The sequence below is a fragment of the Virgibacillus alimentarius genome, from assembly GCF_000709085.1.
GTDB classification, from domain to species: Bacteria; Bacillota; Bacilli; order Bacillales; family Amphibacillaceae; genus Virgibacillus_B; species Virgibacillus_B alimentarius.
The window spans coordinates 1-14,244 of sequence record NZ_JFBD01000054.1 but is presented as its reverse complement, the minus strand read 5'-3'; the positions used below and the strand labels follow the sequence as shown (position 1 = coordinate 14,244).

The 14,244-nt window shown below is 36.1% G+C and carries 12 protein-coding genes and 2 pseudogenes; 13 read left to right on the top strand and 1 reads right to left on the bottom strand.

What is annotated here, in order from left to right:
• Positions 1 to 256 precede the first annotated feature (256 nt).
• The 10 genes and pseudogenes from spoIIIJ to GZ63_RS0109500 all read left to right on the top strand — a co-directional run bounded on the left by spoIIIJ (position 257) and on the right by GZ63_RS0109500 (position 11,132).
• The gene (gene spoIIIJ, locus GZ63_RS0109550; RefSeq protein WP_029268970.1) at positions 257 to 1,021 is read left to right on the top strand and encodes a YidC family membrane integrase SpoIIIJ; all 765 of its coding nucleotides are present in this window, start codon (positions 257 to 259) and stop codon (positions 1,019 to 1,021) included.
• On the top strand, positions 1,018 to 1,632 hold the full coding sequence (jag, locus tag GZ63_RS0109545; protein ID WP_029268968.1) for an RNA-binding cell elongation regulator Jag/EloR: 615 nt from the start codon (positions 1,018 to 1,020) through the stop codon (positions 1,630 to 1,632). Before spoIIIJ ends, jag begins: the two co-directional genes overlap by 4 nt.
• Before the next feature lie 280 nt (positions 1,633 to 1,912).
• Positions 1,913 to 3,288, top strand: a pseudogene (mnmE, locus tag GZ63_RS16605) (tRNA uridine-5-carboxymethylaminomethyl(34) synthesis GTPase MnmE).
• A gap of 61 nt (positions 3,289 to 3,349) precedes the next feature.
• On the top strand, positions 3,350 to 5,236 hold the full coding sequence (gene mnmG, locus GZ63_RS0109530; protein WP_029268964.1) for a tRNA uridine-5-carboxymethylaminomethyl(34) synthesis enzyme MnmG: 1,887 nt from the start codon (positions 3,350 to 3,352) through the stop codon (positions 5,234 to 5,236).
• 26 nt (positions 5,237 to 5,262) lie between these two features.
• Positions 5,263 to 5,978 (top strand): annotated as a pseudogene (gene rsmG, locus GZ63_RS16600) (16S rRNA (guanine(527)-N(7))-methyltransferase RsmG).
• 388 nt (positions 5,979 to 6,366) lie between these two features.
• On the top strand, positions 6,367 to 7,227 hold the full coding sequence (noc, locus tag GZ63_RS0109520) for a nucleoid occlusion protein (protein ID WP_029268962.1): 861 nt from the start codon (positions 6,367 to 6,369) through the stop codon (positions 7,225 to 7,227).
• Positions 7,228 to 7,544: 317 nt separating this feature from the next.
• Positions 7,545 to 8,318, top strand: a complete 774-nt coding sequence (locus tag GZ63_RS0109515; RefSeq protein ID WP_029268961.1) for a ParA family protein — start codon at positions 7,545 to 7,547, stop codon at positions 8,316 to 8,318.
• Complete coding sequence (locus tag GZ63_RS0109510) at positions 8,299 to 9,141, top strand: ParB/RepB/Spo0J family partition protein (protein ID WP_029268959.1); 843 nt, start codon at positions 8,299 to 8,301, stop codon at positions 9,139 to 9,141. The genes GZ63_RS0109515 and GZ63_RS0109510 overlap by 20 nt, the downstream gene beginning before the upstream one ends.
• Positions 9,142 to 9,249: 108 nt before the next feature.
• Positions 9,250 to 10,407, top strand: a complete 1,158-nt coding sequence (locus tag GZ63_RS0109505; protein ID WP_318842370.1) for an aminotransferase class V-fold PLP-dependent enzyme — start codon at positions 9,250 to 9,252, stop codon at positions 10,405 to 10,407.
• Between the two features lie 20 nt (positions 10,408 to 10,427).
• On the top strand, positions 10,428 to 11,132 hold the full coding sequence (locus GZ63_RS0109500) for a DUF554 domain-containing protein (protein ID WP_029268955.1): 705 nt from the start codon (positions 10,428 to 10,430) through the stop codon (positions 11,130 to 11,132).
• A gap of 65 nt (positions 11,133 to 11,197) precedes the next feature.
• On the opposite strand, the gene yyaC is transcribed toward GZ63_RS0109500, so the two are convergent.
• The gene (yyaC, locus tag GZ63_RS0109495) at positions 11,198 to 11,815 is read right to left on the bottom strand and encodes a spore protease YyaC (RefSeq protein WP_029268953.1); all 618 of its coding nucleotides are present in this window, start codon (positions 11,813 to 11,815) and stop codon (positions 11,198 to 11,200) included.
• Positions 11,816 to 11,901: 86 nt separating this feature from the next.
• Between yyaC and GZ63_RS0109490 the strand changes: the two genes are divergently transcribed.
• The 3 genes from GZ63_RS0109490 (at position 11,902) to GZ63_RS0109480 (ending at position 14,158) form a co-directional block, all read left to right on the top strand.
• On the top strand, positions 11,902 to 12,924 hold the full coding sequence (locus GZ63_RS0109490; protein ID WP_029268951.1) for a YkvI family membrane protein: 1,023 nt from the start codon (positions 11,902 to 11,904) through the stop codon (positions 12,922 to 12,924).
• A 101-nt stretch (positions 12,925 to 13,025) separates the two neighbouring features.
• Positions 13,026 to 13,925, top strand: a complete 900-nt coding sequence (locus tag GZ63_RS0109485; protein ID WP_226374369.1) for a mechanosensitive ion channel family protein — start codon at positions 13,026 to 13,028, stop codon at positions 13,923 to 13,925.
• Between the two features lie 29 nt (positions 13,926 to 13,954).
• Positions 13,955 to 14,158 carry a DUF951 domain-containing protein gene (locus tag GZ63_RS0109480; RefSeq protein ID WP_029268948.1) on the top strand — a complete coding sequence of 68 codons (204 nt, stop codon included), beginning with the start codon at positions 13,955 to 13,957 and terminating at the stop codon, positions 14,156 to 14,158.
• Positions 14,159 to 14,244: the final 86 nt, after the last annotated feature.

Genomic DNA, 14,244 nt, shown 5'->3' with positions numbered 1-14,244 from the left:
ATGAGGTAAAGCCTACAAAAGATATTATTATTATAGCCAGGCAGCCAACGAAAGATATGAATTTTCATCAGATAAAAAAAAGTCTAATTCATTTATTATCTCGTGAACATTTATTAAGGAAATAACATTGAATAGTTAGTTGTTTACATAGAGTCCCAATCTCATTATAATAGGTAGGGACATTACAATTTATTACATAAATAAAAAGTTAACGTTTTTTATGTGAATTGTTTTTTGACAGTTAGGAGGAAAAATGTTGCGAAAAAAGGTCTTTTTGCTTGTGGCCTTAATTGGTATAATAACCATACTTTCTGGTTGTACGCAGATTAATGAAGATATTACCCCTGAAAGTACTGGGATTTGGAATAAATATTTTGTTTATCCAATGTCATGGTTTATTACGTATTTTGCTGAATTATTCGATGGAAATTATGGATTAGCAATCGTGATCGTTACGATCATCGTTCGGTTAATTTTACTGCCGTTAAACGTTAAACAGTTAAAAAGTTCAAAGGCAATGCAAGATATCCAGCCTGAATTGAAGGAAATACAGAAAAAATATAGTTCAAAAGATGCAAATACACAACAGAAGTTACAACAAGAAACAATGGCATTATTCCAAAAGCACGGTGTAAACCCACTCGCTGGCTGTTTACCTATATTCGTACAAATGCCGATTTTAATTGCAATGTATCATGCAATTATGCGTACGCACGATATAAAAACAGGAAGTTTTCTTTGGTTTGAATTAGGAACAACAGATTTTATCTTACCGTTGATTGCTGGAGGGGCTACGTTCCTGCAACAAAAATTAATGATGTCTGGAAGCCCAGCAGGACAGAACCCGCAGATGCAGGTTATGCTTTATATGATGCCAATTATGATTACCGTTATTGGCTACTTCTTACCGGCTGCGTTAGCGTTGTACTGGGTAGTTGGTAATGTGTTCATGGTGGCTCAAACTATTTTTATTCGTAAACCGATGATGAAAGATCAAAGTACTGGAGGAGACAAAAAGTGAGAGAAATAACTGCTAGTGGACAAACGGTTGAAGAAGCGGTCCAATCAGCATTAGAGCAGTTAGACACAACTAGGGACCAAGTCGATATCAGTATTATTGATGAGGGTAAGAAAGGAATTCTTGGCTTATTTGGTTCAAAACCAGCAATTGTAAAAGCAGTTGTATTGAAAAACCAAATCGAAGAAACGAAAGCTTTTATACAGGAAGTAATCAAAAATATGAATGTGGATGTCAATATAAAGACAACAGTCATAGATAATCATGTAACTTATGAATTAAATGGCGAAAAAATAGCGAAACTTATCGGTAAACGCGGGCAAACACTGAATGCTCTGCAATATTTAGTGCAGCTCGTGTTAAATAAAGATGGGAAGCAATATTATTCAGTCACTTTAGATGCAGAAGGCTATCGCGGGCGAAGAAAAGAAACATTAGAGGCTTTAGCAAAAAAAATGGCTGAAAAAGCAGTACGCATCAATAAAAAAGTATCCCTTGAACCAATGCCAGCATTTGAGCGGAAAATTATTCATAGTGCGTTGCAAGGAAGAAATGATATTTCGACCTATTCTGATGGTGTAGAACCACATCGGCATATTGTTATAAAACCATAATTTTAAAAAAGAGTAATTTGAGACCCTGGGAAGCCAGGGTTTTTTGTTTGATAAAAATTCATCGACTAAAACCTATAAGAATGCATCGGTAAAAAGATATCAACATGTTGATAAACCCCCAAAGAAAAAATATAAAAAATATTTGTGGATAAGTTTATTTTTGCTGTATTTTGTGGTAATCTATTATGTTAGTGGCTATAAAAAGAAAGAAATGCTGCTATAATAAAATAATCATTAAATGCTGTTTATATATATTAATAACGTCTGGGAGGTGACATGAGTGGAGACAGATACAATTACTGCAATTTCCACTCCATCTGGTGAAGGAGCAATTGCAATTGTCAGGTTAAGTGGGCCGGAAGCTATTTCCATTGTGGACAAATTGTTTCAAGGGAAAAGTTTAAATGATGTTGATTCACACACTATTCATTATGGTAAAATAATGGACCCCACAACAGACGAAGTTGCTGAGGAAGTAATGGTTTCTGTGATGCGTGCTCCAAAGACATTTACACGCGAAGATGTGGTAGAAGTGAATTGTCATGGAGGAATGGTAGCAGTAAATCGTGTATTAGAAATTATTCTTAGTCAAGGTGCTCGTTTAGCTGAACCAGGTGAGTTTACCAAACGAGCATTTTTACATGGACGAATCGATTTATCCCAGGCTGAGGCAGTAATGGACTTAATTCGGGCTAAGACAGATAAAGCGATGTCTGTTGCATTAAAACAAATGGATGGGCGTTTATCAGCCTTATTCAGCAGTTGAGACAAGAGTTATTGGAAACAGTGGCACATGTCGAGGTAAATATTGATTATCCGGAATATGATGATGTCGAAGAAATGTCACATGAAATGATGCAAAAAAAGACGAAGCAAGTCCGTGCAAAAATCGAGGATTTATTACAAGTTGCGAAACAGGGAAAGATATTAAGGGAAGGTATCGGTACGGCAATTATAGGTCGTCCAAATGTAGGGAAATCCTCATTAATGAATACACTTGTGCAAGAAAATAAAGCGATTGTTACTGAAATTCCTGGTACTACGAGAGATATTATTGAAGAGTACGTTAATGTTCGTGGCGTGCCGCTTCGCTTAGTTGATACTGCAGGAATACGTGATACCGAGGATATAGTGGAAAAAATAGGGGTAGAGAGATCACGTCAGGTTTTAAAAGAATCCGATCTTATTTTATTTGTGTTAAATTTTAATGAAGCATTGACAGATGAAGATATTAAATTGTTTGAAGCTGTCCAAGGATTAGAATATATCGTTATTATTAATAAAACAGATCTAGAACAAAAACTTGATTTAGAAAAGGTTCGCAAGCTTGCAAACAATCGTCCCGTTGTTACTACTTCATTGATTGAAGAAGAAGGAGTTAATGAACTGGAATCAGCAATTGCTCAGAGCTTTTTCGAAGGCGATATTGACATGGGAGATCTAACCTATGTTTCGAATGTCAGACACATTCAACTATTAAAACAAGCTGCACAAGCTTTAGATGATGCTATGATAGGTTTAGAAAGTGAGATGCCTCTGGATATCGTGCAAATAGATGTAACTCGTTCATGGGAGTTTTTAGGCGAAATAATTGGAGATACTGCTAGTGATAGCTTAATTGATCAGTTATTTTCACAATTTTGTCTTGGGAAATAACGTTAAGATACGTGATTTATTTAATAAATATAAAAATATAAAAACAGAAAGGGTGAAAGTTATGATTTATGATGCTGGACATTATGATGTAATTGTTGTTGGGGCAGGTCATGCTGGGTGTGAAGCAGGCATTGCTGCAGCTCGTATGGGAGCTAAAACATTAATGCTTACGCTAAACCTAGATATGATTGCTTTTATGCCATGTAACCCGTCACTTGGAGGTCCTGCAAAGGGGATCGTCATCCGAGAAGTTGACGCACTTGGAGGTGTGATGGGAAAGGTTATTGATAAAACGTATATTCAAATGCGGATGTTAAATACCGGAAAAGGACCTGCTGTTAGAGCTTTACGAGCACAAGCAGATAAACCATTATACATTCAAGAAATGAAAAGAATCATCGAAAATGAGGAAAATCTAACCTTACACCAAGGAATGGTTGACAGCTTGATTGTAGAAGATGGAGTCTGCAAAGGTGTTGTTACAGAGACAAAAGCGGCATATCATGCAGAAACAGTTATTGTAACAACCGGAACGTTCATGCGCGGTAAAGTTCTAATGGGAGATATCGAATATGAGAGTGGACCAAATAATCAGCGTGTCTCCGTAAAACTATCAGAGAACTTGGAGGAGCTTGGGTTGGATCTTACTCGATTTAAGACTGGTACACCTCCAAGAGTAAACAGTCATACAGTAGACTATTCAAAAACAGAGATACAACCAGGGGATGAGAAACCTCAAGGGTTCTCTTATGAAACAACAGACTATATTACAGATCAGATTCCTTGCTGGTTGACGTATACAAATGAATTTACACACAAAGTAATTAATGACAATTTACAATTATCTGCGATGTATTCTGGCATGAAACGTGGTACTGGGCCTCGATATTGTCCATCCATTGAAGATAAAATTGTACGATTTAATGATAAACCGCGTCATCAAGTATTCTTAGAACCAGAAGGACGAAATACAGAGGAAGTTTATGTTCAAGGATTATCCACTTCACTACCAGAGTATATCCAGCATGAAATTGTAAAATCTGTACCGGGCTTAGAAAATGCGCAAATTATGCGTCCGGGTTATGCCATTGAATATGATGCATTAGTGCCTACACAGCTATGGCCAACACTTGAGACGAAGAAAATCCCAGGATTATTTACTGCTGGTCAAATTAATGGTACTTCAGGTTATGAAGAAGCGGCAGCACAAGGGATTATGTCAGGAATTAATGCAGCTGCCAAAGTGCAAGGAAAAGAGCCATTTATATTGGATCGTTCTCAAGCATATATTGGTGTGCTCATAGATGATCTTGTTACAAAAGGAACAAATGAACCATATCGTTTGTTAACTTCACGAGCGGAATACCGTCTGCTGTTGCGCCATGATAATGCTGATTTGCGCTTAACAGAGATTGGCTATAATTTAGGGTTAATTAAACAAGAACGCTATGACCAATTTGTCGAAAAGAACAGACTTGTCGAAGAAGAGAAAAAACGTTTAAGAAAATTAACAGTTAAACCCGAAGCTCATATACAGGATCTTCTAAAAAGCGTTAATGCAACGCCAATAAAAGAAGCAGTAAAAGCTGGTGATTTACTAAAACGTCCAGAAATAAAATACGAATTAATGGAGCAGATGATTGAATCAGATCCAAGCTTGCCTTTAGAAGTAAAAGAACAAGTGGAAATCCAAATTAAATATGAAGGTTATATTAAAAAAGCAAATGAACAAGTGGCTCGCATGCTAAAAATGGAAGATAAAAAGATCCCGGATAACTTGGATTATGACGATGTAAGCGGCATTGCTACAGAAGCGAAGGAAAAATTAAAGAGAGTTCGTCCATTATCAATCGGGCAAGCATCTCGAATTTCTGGAGTAAATCCCGCTGATATTTCAATTTTAGCGATTTATATCGAACAAGGTAAAATAGCACGTGTTGCCAATTAAAATAAAGCTTAGCAAGGAGATATTCCATGAATCCAGAACAGTTTGCAAGTGAATTACAAAAAAAGGGTATTGAATTAAGTAACCATCAACTGGACCAATTTGCGATTTATTTTAAAACCTTGGTGGATTGGAATGAAAAAATAAACCTTACCGCTTTGACGGCTGAAGCAGATGTCTATTTAAAACATTTTTATGATTCCATCACTGCTGCATTTTATCATGATTTTCAAAGTGTGAAACATATTTGTGATGTGGGAGCAGGAGCTGGGTTTCCCAGCATCCCTCTCAAAATATGTTTCCCACATTTACATATAACCATTGTCGACTCACTGAAGAAACGAATCGGTTTTTTAAATCATCTAGCGGAACAACTTAATCTGGATCATGTCGCTTTTTATCATAGCAGAGCAGAAGACTTTGGTAAAAACAGCAAATGCAGGGAAAGTTTTGACATCGTTATGGCTCGAGCAGTGGCCCGTATGTCTGTTTTGAGTGAATTATGTCTTCCACTATGCAAAAAAGATGGTTTATTTATGGCGATGAAAGGTTCTCAAGCCAGGAGGAATTAACGAGTGCGAAAAAAGCGATCGATGTTTTGGGCGGAGAAATAAAACATACACATACATTTTCACTACCACAGGAAGATAGTGAACGGTCTATTATCATAATCAATAAACAAAGGAAAACACCGAAAAAATATCCGAGAAAAGCAGGAACACCAAATAAAAGTCCGATTGAATAAAAATTAAACACTTCGAGTAAGAATGATTTGATGCATTTCATATTTTTTTACGTATAAATATGGTAGAATGAAATAGAAACAGAACACGTTGAAAAGTGATATCATCTTTACGCAGCAGTTTTCCTGCGGCGTTTTTTCTTATCATTTCCAAATCTAGTGCATATGTGAAAAAAATAGCTTAGACGTTCTATATTGTGACCTCCAATATCATATTAATTAGGAAATTTGCATTTTTACTCCCTTTCAGAATAAAATAGACTCATAGACGATATTCCTTCAATCGGTTTTATACTAAAATGTTCCACGTGAAACAATTTTATTTTATATAGATGTATTTGTTGTTCTTAATATACTTTTTAAGTTTGAAAACTAAAGGTGGTGTCTGATGGTGTTACATCCTTTTAACCGAATCTTTGGTTTGGGAGATAAATCAGATTCTGAATCGGAAAAAGAGGCCTATCATCCGGATGAAGTAATCCAACTTCCTGTAAAAAACATTAGAGCGAATCGATATCAACCAAGATCAATTTTTAATGAGGAAAAAATAAAGGAACTAGCTCAAACGATACATACACACGGAATGATCCAGCCAATTGTAGTTCGAAAATTGGAGGAGGATTTCTATGAAATAATAGCAGGGGAACGAAGATGGCGAGCCGCTCAATTACTAGAGTGGGAAAATATTTCTGCGATTATTCGAGAAATGACGGACGCAGAAACTGCCTCTGTAGCCTTAATTGAAAATTTACAACGGGAAGAACTTACAGTTGTTGAAGAGGCAAATGCATATGCCAGCCTCCTGGAACTTCATAATTTAACTCAAGAGGCACTAGCACAGCGATTGGGAAAAAACCAATCAACGATTGCAAATAAATTGCGCCTGTTAAAACTGCCAGAAGAAGTGCAACAAGCATTATTAGATAAAAAAATTACAGAACGGCATGCCCGTGCGTTGATAAAATTACAAGATCCAGAAGCACAGATAAAACTGTTAGAAGATATATTGGAACATGATTTAAATGTTAAACAAACTGAAGAGCAAATTGCAAAAAGAAACTCTCCAAAAGAAAGTAAGAAGAAAAAGCGCCCTAAATTAAAAGGGGTCAATAAAGATATACGGATAGCAATGAATACGATCCGTCAATCATTAACAATGGTTTCTGATACAGGAATTGATGTAGAATCAGATGAGAAAGATTTAGATGATTATTATCAAATTACAATAAAAATACCAAAAAAGAAATCATAATATTATTCATTTATTCGTAATAAATCGGAAAAAAACTTTTAAAAACGAACACACTGGCTTTATTCAGTACCCATCTTTAACGGAAGATGGGTATTTTACACAATAGATATTCAAAAATTAAGCTTTTCTAACAAAAAGGCGATTCATCGTATTTTTTATTAAAAAAATGATACGATGTAATAGAATCTATTTTGGTTTTTTCCATGATAGAAAATATACTCGTTTAATAGGATGTTTGCATAACAAATAGAGACATATGAATCGCTACAATTTCACAATTTGCGAGAATTTAAGTTTTCAAATAGGTAGGTGTCAAGATGGGGAAAGTAATAGCCATTGCAAACCAAAAGGGTGGCGTAGGGAAGACAACAACATCAGTGAATTTAAGTGCATGTCTCGCACAATTAGGAAATCGAGTCCTGGTTGTGGATACAGACCCACAAGGAAATTTGACAAGTGGGGTAGGAGTTAATAAAGCTGACATGGATCAGTGTGTATACAATGTATTAGTAGAGGATTTACCGGCAGAAAACGTTTGTGTTCCAACAAATATAGACAGGCTAGATATTATTCCTGCGACAATCCAACTTGCTGGAGCAGAAATTGAATTGGTGCCAACAATTTCTCGGGAAATTCGCTTAAAAAAATCGTTAGATAGCCTAAAGGAGAATTATGATTACATTATCATCGATTGTCCTCCTTCTTTAGGGTTGTTAACAATTAACGCATTAACATCATCTGACAGTGTACTAATACCTGTACAATGTGAGTTTTATGCTTTGGAAGGATTAAGTCAATTATTAAATACAATAAGACTTGTCCAAAAACATTTAAATAAGCAATTAATGATTGAAGGTGTTTTGTTAACAATGCTGGATGCTAGAACGAATCTGGGAATCCAGGTAATTGAGGAAGTTAAAAAATATTTCCAGGATAAGGTTTATAAATCGGTCATTCCTAGAAATGTTAGATTGGGAGAGGCTCCTAGTCATGGTAAACCGATTATTGTCTATGATCCAAAATCAAGAGGTGCTGAAGTATATCTTGAATTAGCGAAGGAAGTGATGGAAAGTGGCGAAAGGGTTAGGTAAAGGTATCAATGCTTTTTTCCCTGATTTGGAAGCAGAAGATCATGATTCAATTCAAGAAATAGCGATCAATAAATGCAGACCAAATCCTTATCAACCCAGAAAAACGTTTCATGCAGATTCGATTGAAGAATTAAAAGAGTCCATTTTAGAATATGGTATCATCCAACCTTTGATTGTTCGGGAGAGTATCAAAGGTTATGAAATTGTTGTCGGAGAAAGACGCTTTCGTGCAGCTAAAGAGGCAGGCCTTGATACAATTCCTGTTATCATAAAGGAATTGTCTGACGAGAAAATGATGGAGCTGGCTTTATTAGAAAACCTTCAACGAGAGGATTTAACACCGATCGAAGAAGCGCAGGCATATGCAAATTTAATGAATGAATTAAAGGTCACGCAGGAGGAATTATCTAAAAGGCTGGGGAAAAGCCGGTCACATATAGCAAATATCGTACGTCTGTTAACATTACCAGAACAAGTTATTGCTTATATTAATAATGGGGAGTTATCCATGGGCCATGGACGTGCTTTATTAGGTTTAAAAGAAAAGGATAAAGTCATTCCGTTTGTCAATAAAATCCGCAATGAAAAATTAAATGTACGTCAAGTTGAAAAATTAGTAATTCGATTAAACGAAAAGCCAAAGGCAGTTAAAAAAGCAAATAAAGATAAAAAGGATATTTTTATTCAGGAAAGAGAATCGGTATTAAGAGATCGGTTAGGAACTTCTGTAAATATTCAGCGCGGAAAACGAAAAGGGAAAATTGAAATAGAATTTTATACAGATGATGACCTTGATCGTATTATCAATGTATTGGAACATTGACCTAATTCAAGAGAATGAATGCAAAGGCTGACGTAGTGAAATGATATTTCCATGTCAGCCTTTTTTATGCTAAAATATTCAAAAAATTCACTGAAGGAAGGCAGGGTAATGATGATATATTTTGACCAAGCAGCTTCATCCTTTCCAAAACCGTCCGAAGTAACGGATGCAGTCGTAAAAGCACTCAATGAAATAGGAGCAAACCCTGGCAGAGGAGGACATGCTTTAGCAAGGAAAGCAGCGAATATTATTCAGCAAACAAGGGAAAAAGCTTCCAAATTATTTGGTTGTAGTAATCCCAAACGTGCTTTATTTTATCCAAATGCTACCGTTGCTTTAAATCAGGCAATCAAGGGTTTGACCTGGCAGAAGGGTGATCATATTATCACAACTTCTGTGGAGCATAATTCGATTCGGCGCCCACTTGAGAACGTAAAACATACATATGATCTTTCTGTTTCTTATATTCCTTGGAGAGAAAATAGGGAGCAATTTTTGGAGCTTGTTAAGAAAGAAATAAGAAGCGAAACAAAGCTAATTGCTATTACACATGCATCAAATGTTACTGGGTCTATCCTCCCCTTAGATGACATAACAAACATTGCAAAGGAACAGAACCTAATAACGCTTGTTGATGCTTCTCAAACGGCAGGACATATACCGCTAGATATGAAAAAACAAAAAATAGATATGTTGGCATTTCCAGGACATAAGGGACTACTCGGGCCACAAGGGACTGGAATGCTGTTAGTGGAAGGTAATCTAGATTTGAGACCAATACATCACGGCGGTACAGGAAGCTTTTCAGAAGATCCAAACCAGCCAGAGCAATGGCCGGAAAAATTAGAAAGCGGCACATTAAATACGCCTGGTGTAGCGGGTTTACATGCCGCCTTGGAAGTATATGAACAAAATCGAGAAAAAATTGTTCCACGTGAAACAATGTTAATCAGTCAGCTTGTTTCAGGTCTAAAAAGAATCGAAGGAATCAAGTGTTTTGGACCAAATGTTGATGAAAATAGAATGCCAATCGCAGCCTTTAATATCAATAACATTGATTCGCAGGAAGTTGCTATGATATTAGATACACACTATCAAATTGCTGTTCGAGCAGGATTGCACTGCAGTCCATTAACACATGATACATTAAAAACAATCGATCAAGGGATAGTCAGAGTTAGTTTAAATCGATTTAATACGAAAGAAGAAATCCATTTATTTTTACGTGCTATCAAAGAAATCGTTGAAGCATATCAGGCTATATAATAAAAAATGGAGTTGTTGAGATGGTTCTATACGGAACAATTGTAAATGGGATTTGTATTATCGCAGGAAGCATTTTAGGCCTTTTTTTTACGAAAATACCAGAAAGGTATAAAACGACAGTGATGCATGGGATTGGGCTGGCCGTTATACTAATCGGTTTACAAATGGCCTTTTCTACTGAAGTAATTATCGTTGTTCTTTTAAGTATGCTTTCAGGGGCAATAATCGGCGAATTTTTCGATGTTGAGGAAAAGCTAAATCGTCTGGGTACATGGGTTGGGAGTAAATTTGCATCTGCAGATGATCATTCCGGCATTGCGCAAGGTTTTGTTACGGCTTCATTAATATTTGGAATTGGGGCGATGTCTACCTTAGGGGCATTGGATAGTGGGCTTCGTGGTGATCATGAAGTTTTACTAACGAAGAGTGTGCTGGATGGTTTTGTAGGTTTAGTATTGACAACTACATTTGGAATTGGTGTCATGTTTTCAGTTATTCCTGTTGTTCTTTATGAAGGCTCTATTGCGCTGCTTGCAACACAAATAGAAAAATGGGTGCCGGAATCTCTTTTAAACGGTCTCATTGTTGAATTAACCGCTGTAGGAGGACTTATCATTCTGGCAATTGGACTTAATATATTAAAAGTGACGGAAATACGAATTGGGAATCTTTTGCCGGCGATCGTAACCGTAGGATTTATCTATTATATTTATCAACTCGTCTAGTGAAGACATTGTATTTATTAGAAGGCTCTCTTTAAAGAAGGAGAGCCTTTTTAAAAATTCGTTGGTTATATAGAACGTTTAAGTTTTGAAGGGGCTACAACAGCTGATAATGTTTGATCATATGTTAAACGTTGATCAATGACATCTAACAAATCTGCAATTTGATTAGCCATATCGACAACTACTGATAGTCTTGTGTTTTGTAATACATTGTATTCCATAAATCCACTAATATTAACTACACCTGTAATATGGACATCACCAATAGGGGGGAGGGGTTTATTTAGTGCTGCCCCCGGCTTTAAGGGACCTAACCCCGTAATAATGTCTCCAACAGACGTAGTCTTGCCCAAACAGGCGTCAACGGCTATAATGTAGGGGTTTTTATGTCTCCTTTTGATGGTATCCATCGATATTTCTAAATTTGTAGCATGAATCGGATGATGTAAGGTCCCATAAATGGACATATATTTCGGTTCTTTTTCAGAGAGAAATGTGCCGGCTAGTGGCCCTAAAGCATCTCCAGTAGATCGATCTGTCCCTATAAAAATAGCCACATACTCCCGTGGAACTGCAGGAAACCATGAAATGATTTGCTCACTCACTTTTTCATAAAAATGAGGATCGGTATGCGGTAATCGTAGTTGCTTATTTTTTTCTGAAGTTCTCCTTTTTAGATTCATAGCTTATCCTCCACAAACATATTGGTATAGTATACGGTCAAATTTAAATTTCTATACATAGATACTGAATAAATGGAGGAAATGCAATGTGGAGAGCAGGATTTAAATGGATGTTTTTAATTATTGGGACAACAATCGGAGCGGGGTATGCATCTGGTAGGGAGTTGTGGGAATTTTTTGGGCATGAAAGTGGACTGGCCATTCTTTTGTTTGTTATCTTCTTTACCATATCATGCATTGTCATTATGAATATTAGCTACCAACGGCAATCATCTGACTATTTACCGGTGCTGCGCAAGATTGTTGGAGATAAATTAACGAAGATATATGATATTATGATATTCTTGTATTTATTTACGACCACTGTTGTTATGATTGCAGGCAGTGGAGCAACGGGACAATCTTTTAACCTATCTTATTGGTGGGGGGTTGCCGTCATTGTTATTGCTTTAATTGTTTTATTCTTTCGAGATATAAATGGGCTGCTGTCTATTAATGAGTATATTTTACCGCTTTTGCTTAGCGGATTATTATATGTATTGTTATTATTCACCTTTGACCAAGATTTGTCCTTGTTTTCCCATTGGCATGAACAGCGTAATTGGACTGCCGCTTTCTCATTTTCAGCATTAAATGTATTACCTTTAATAGCGGTCATTGGGGCAATTGGAAATAAAATTCATTCCAAACAAGAAATATGGATTGCTAGTGTGGGGAGTGGGCTCATACTAGGAGTTATATCCTATATTTACAATAATAGTCTTATTTACATTGCAGATGAAATTCTTTTATATGAAATCCCCTTATTTGCAATTTTAAAAAATTATCCAATTGAAATGTTGATTTTTATATCGATTTTGTTGTGGTTTGCTGTTTTTACAACAGCCGCCGCAGGAATATTAGGAATTGTAACTCGTCTGCAGCATTTTTTTAATATTCCTTTATGGATGTTAGTGATTATTATTTTAACTACCATGGTTCCGTTAACGATATTTGGTTTTTCAACACTCGTAGCATATATCTATCCAATTTACGGGATATTGAACTTATATGTATTAACACGCCTATTACTTTATCCATTTTGGGGGGCTAGTCGAAAACACGAATAAAAAGTCACTTTACTTTCATAACTAGGGTGTATGGTGTAAAATTTAATTGTTATATGAAGATTTTACACGTTGTGAAAAAAAGGTTTTTGGAGGTTTTTAGTTTGGGTGCAGTTAACAATCAATTCATGAAACTATGGGATTATATAACAGGACCTGAACTATGGGCAACGTTAAGCAAAGGTTTTATAAAAATAGTAATCATTATTATTTTAGCTAAATTAGTTATTAAAATAGGTAAAAAGATAACGGAGCAAATTTTTCAAAGTAAACAACGCGGACCAATTCGAATTACAGCGCGGAGAGAGGCAACACTTAAAAAATTAATTCAAAACATGATATCCTACATTATCTATTTTATGGCTCTTGTGATGATTTTGGATACGTTAACAATTAAAATTGGCCCGCTTTTAGCTGGTGCAGGGGTTGCCGGGCTAGCAATTGGTTTTGGAGCACAAAACCTTGTTCGCGATATTATATCAGGATTTTTCATTATTTTTGAAGATCAATTTTCTGTCGGCGATTATGTATTCACCTCTGGAGTAGAAGGAACTGTTGAGGAAATTGGTCTTCGAACGACAAAAATTCAAAGTTGGACAGGCGAACAAAACGTAATTCCTAATGGAAGTATAACACAAGTAACGAACTATTCGATTCATAATGGATTAGCCGTCGTTGATATTAATATCCCTTATGAAAGTGATATTGAAACAGCGGAAAAAGTGATTGAAAGAGTAGTTGGCGAGTTACCTGATAAATATGAAGAAATTGTAACGATTCCAGAGATTTTGGGAGTGCAAACATTAGAATTATCTCACTATGTTATTCGTGTAGTTGCTGAGACACTGCCAGTGTATCAATGGGCAGGTGCACGTATGATCCGAAAAGAAGTAAAAGAAGCATTGTACAATGAGGGTATCGAAATTCCATCACCTCGTCTCGTCATGTATTCCCGGAATGAAAATGCTACTGGATTAGAAATGGAACGGGAAAGAGAACAATAACGTTAACATTTTAGAAGGGAGAACATTTCATGGCAGATAAAGAATTTGGATTAAATGACGTTGTGCAAATGAAAAAGCAACACCCTTGCGGTGAAAATAGCTGGAGAATCATTCGTATGGGAATGGATATCCGTATTAAGTGTCAGGGATGTGACCATAGTGTAATGATTCCGCGTAAGGAATTTACAAAAAAGGTGAAAAAAATATTGGAAAAAGCGGATGAAACGAAATAATGTACCGCTTTTCAAGAATAAAATTGATCATTCAACATGAAAAAAGATACTTTCATAGATAAAGGTTTAAAAATAAGCATAGATCT

Excerpts from the sequence above, each read along its gene's own strand:
- yyaC (WP_029268953.1), bottom strand. The coding sequence starts at position 11,815 with ATGAATCTAAAAAGGAGAACTTCAGAAAAAAATAAGCAACTACGATTA.
- GZ63_RS0109500 (WP_029268955.1), top strand. The coding sequence starts at position 10,428 with ATGGTTCTATACGGAACAATTGTAAATGGGATTTGTATTATCGCAGGA.
- GZ63_RS0109480 (WP_029268948.1), top strand. The coding sequence starts at position 13,955 with ATGGCAGATAAAGAATTTGGATTAAATGACGTTGTGCAAATGAAAAAG.
- GZ63_RS0109515 (WP_029268961.1), top strand. The coding sequence starts at position 7,545 with ATGGGGAAAGTAATAGCCATTGCAAACCAAAAGGGTGGCGTAGGGAAG.
- mnmG (WP_029268964.1), top strand. The coding sequence starts at position 3,350 with ATGATTTATGATGCTGGACATTATGATGTAATTGTTGTTGGGGCAGGT.
- GZ63_RS0109490 (WP_029268951.1), top strand. The coding sequence starts at position 11,902 with ATGTGGAGAGCAGGATTTAAATGGATGTTTTTAATTATTGGGACAACA.
- GZ63_RS0109505 (WP_318842370.1), top strand. The coding sequence starts at position 9,250 with ATGATGATATATTTTGACCAAGCAGCTTCATCCTTTCCAAAACCGTCC.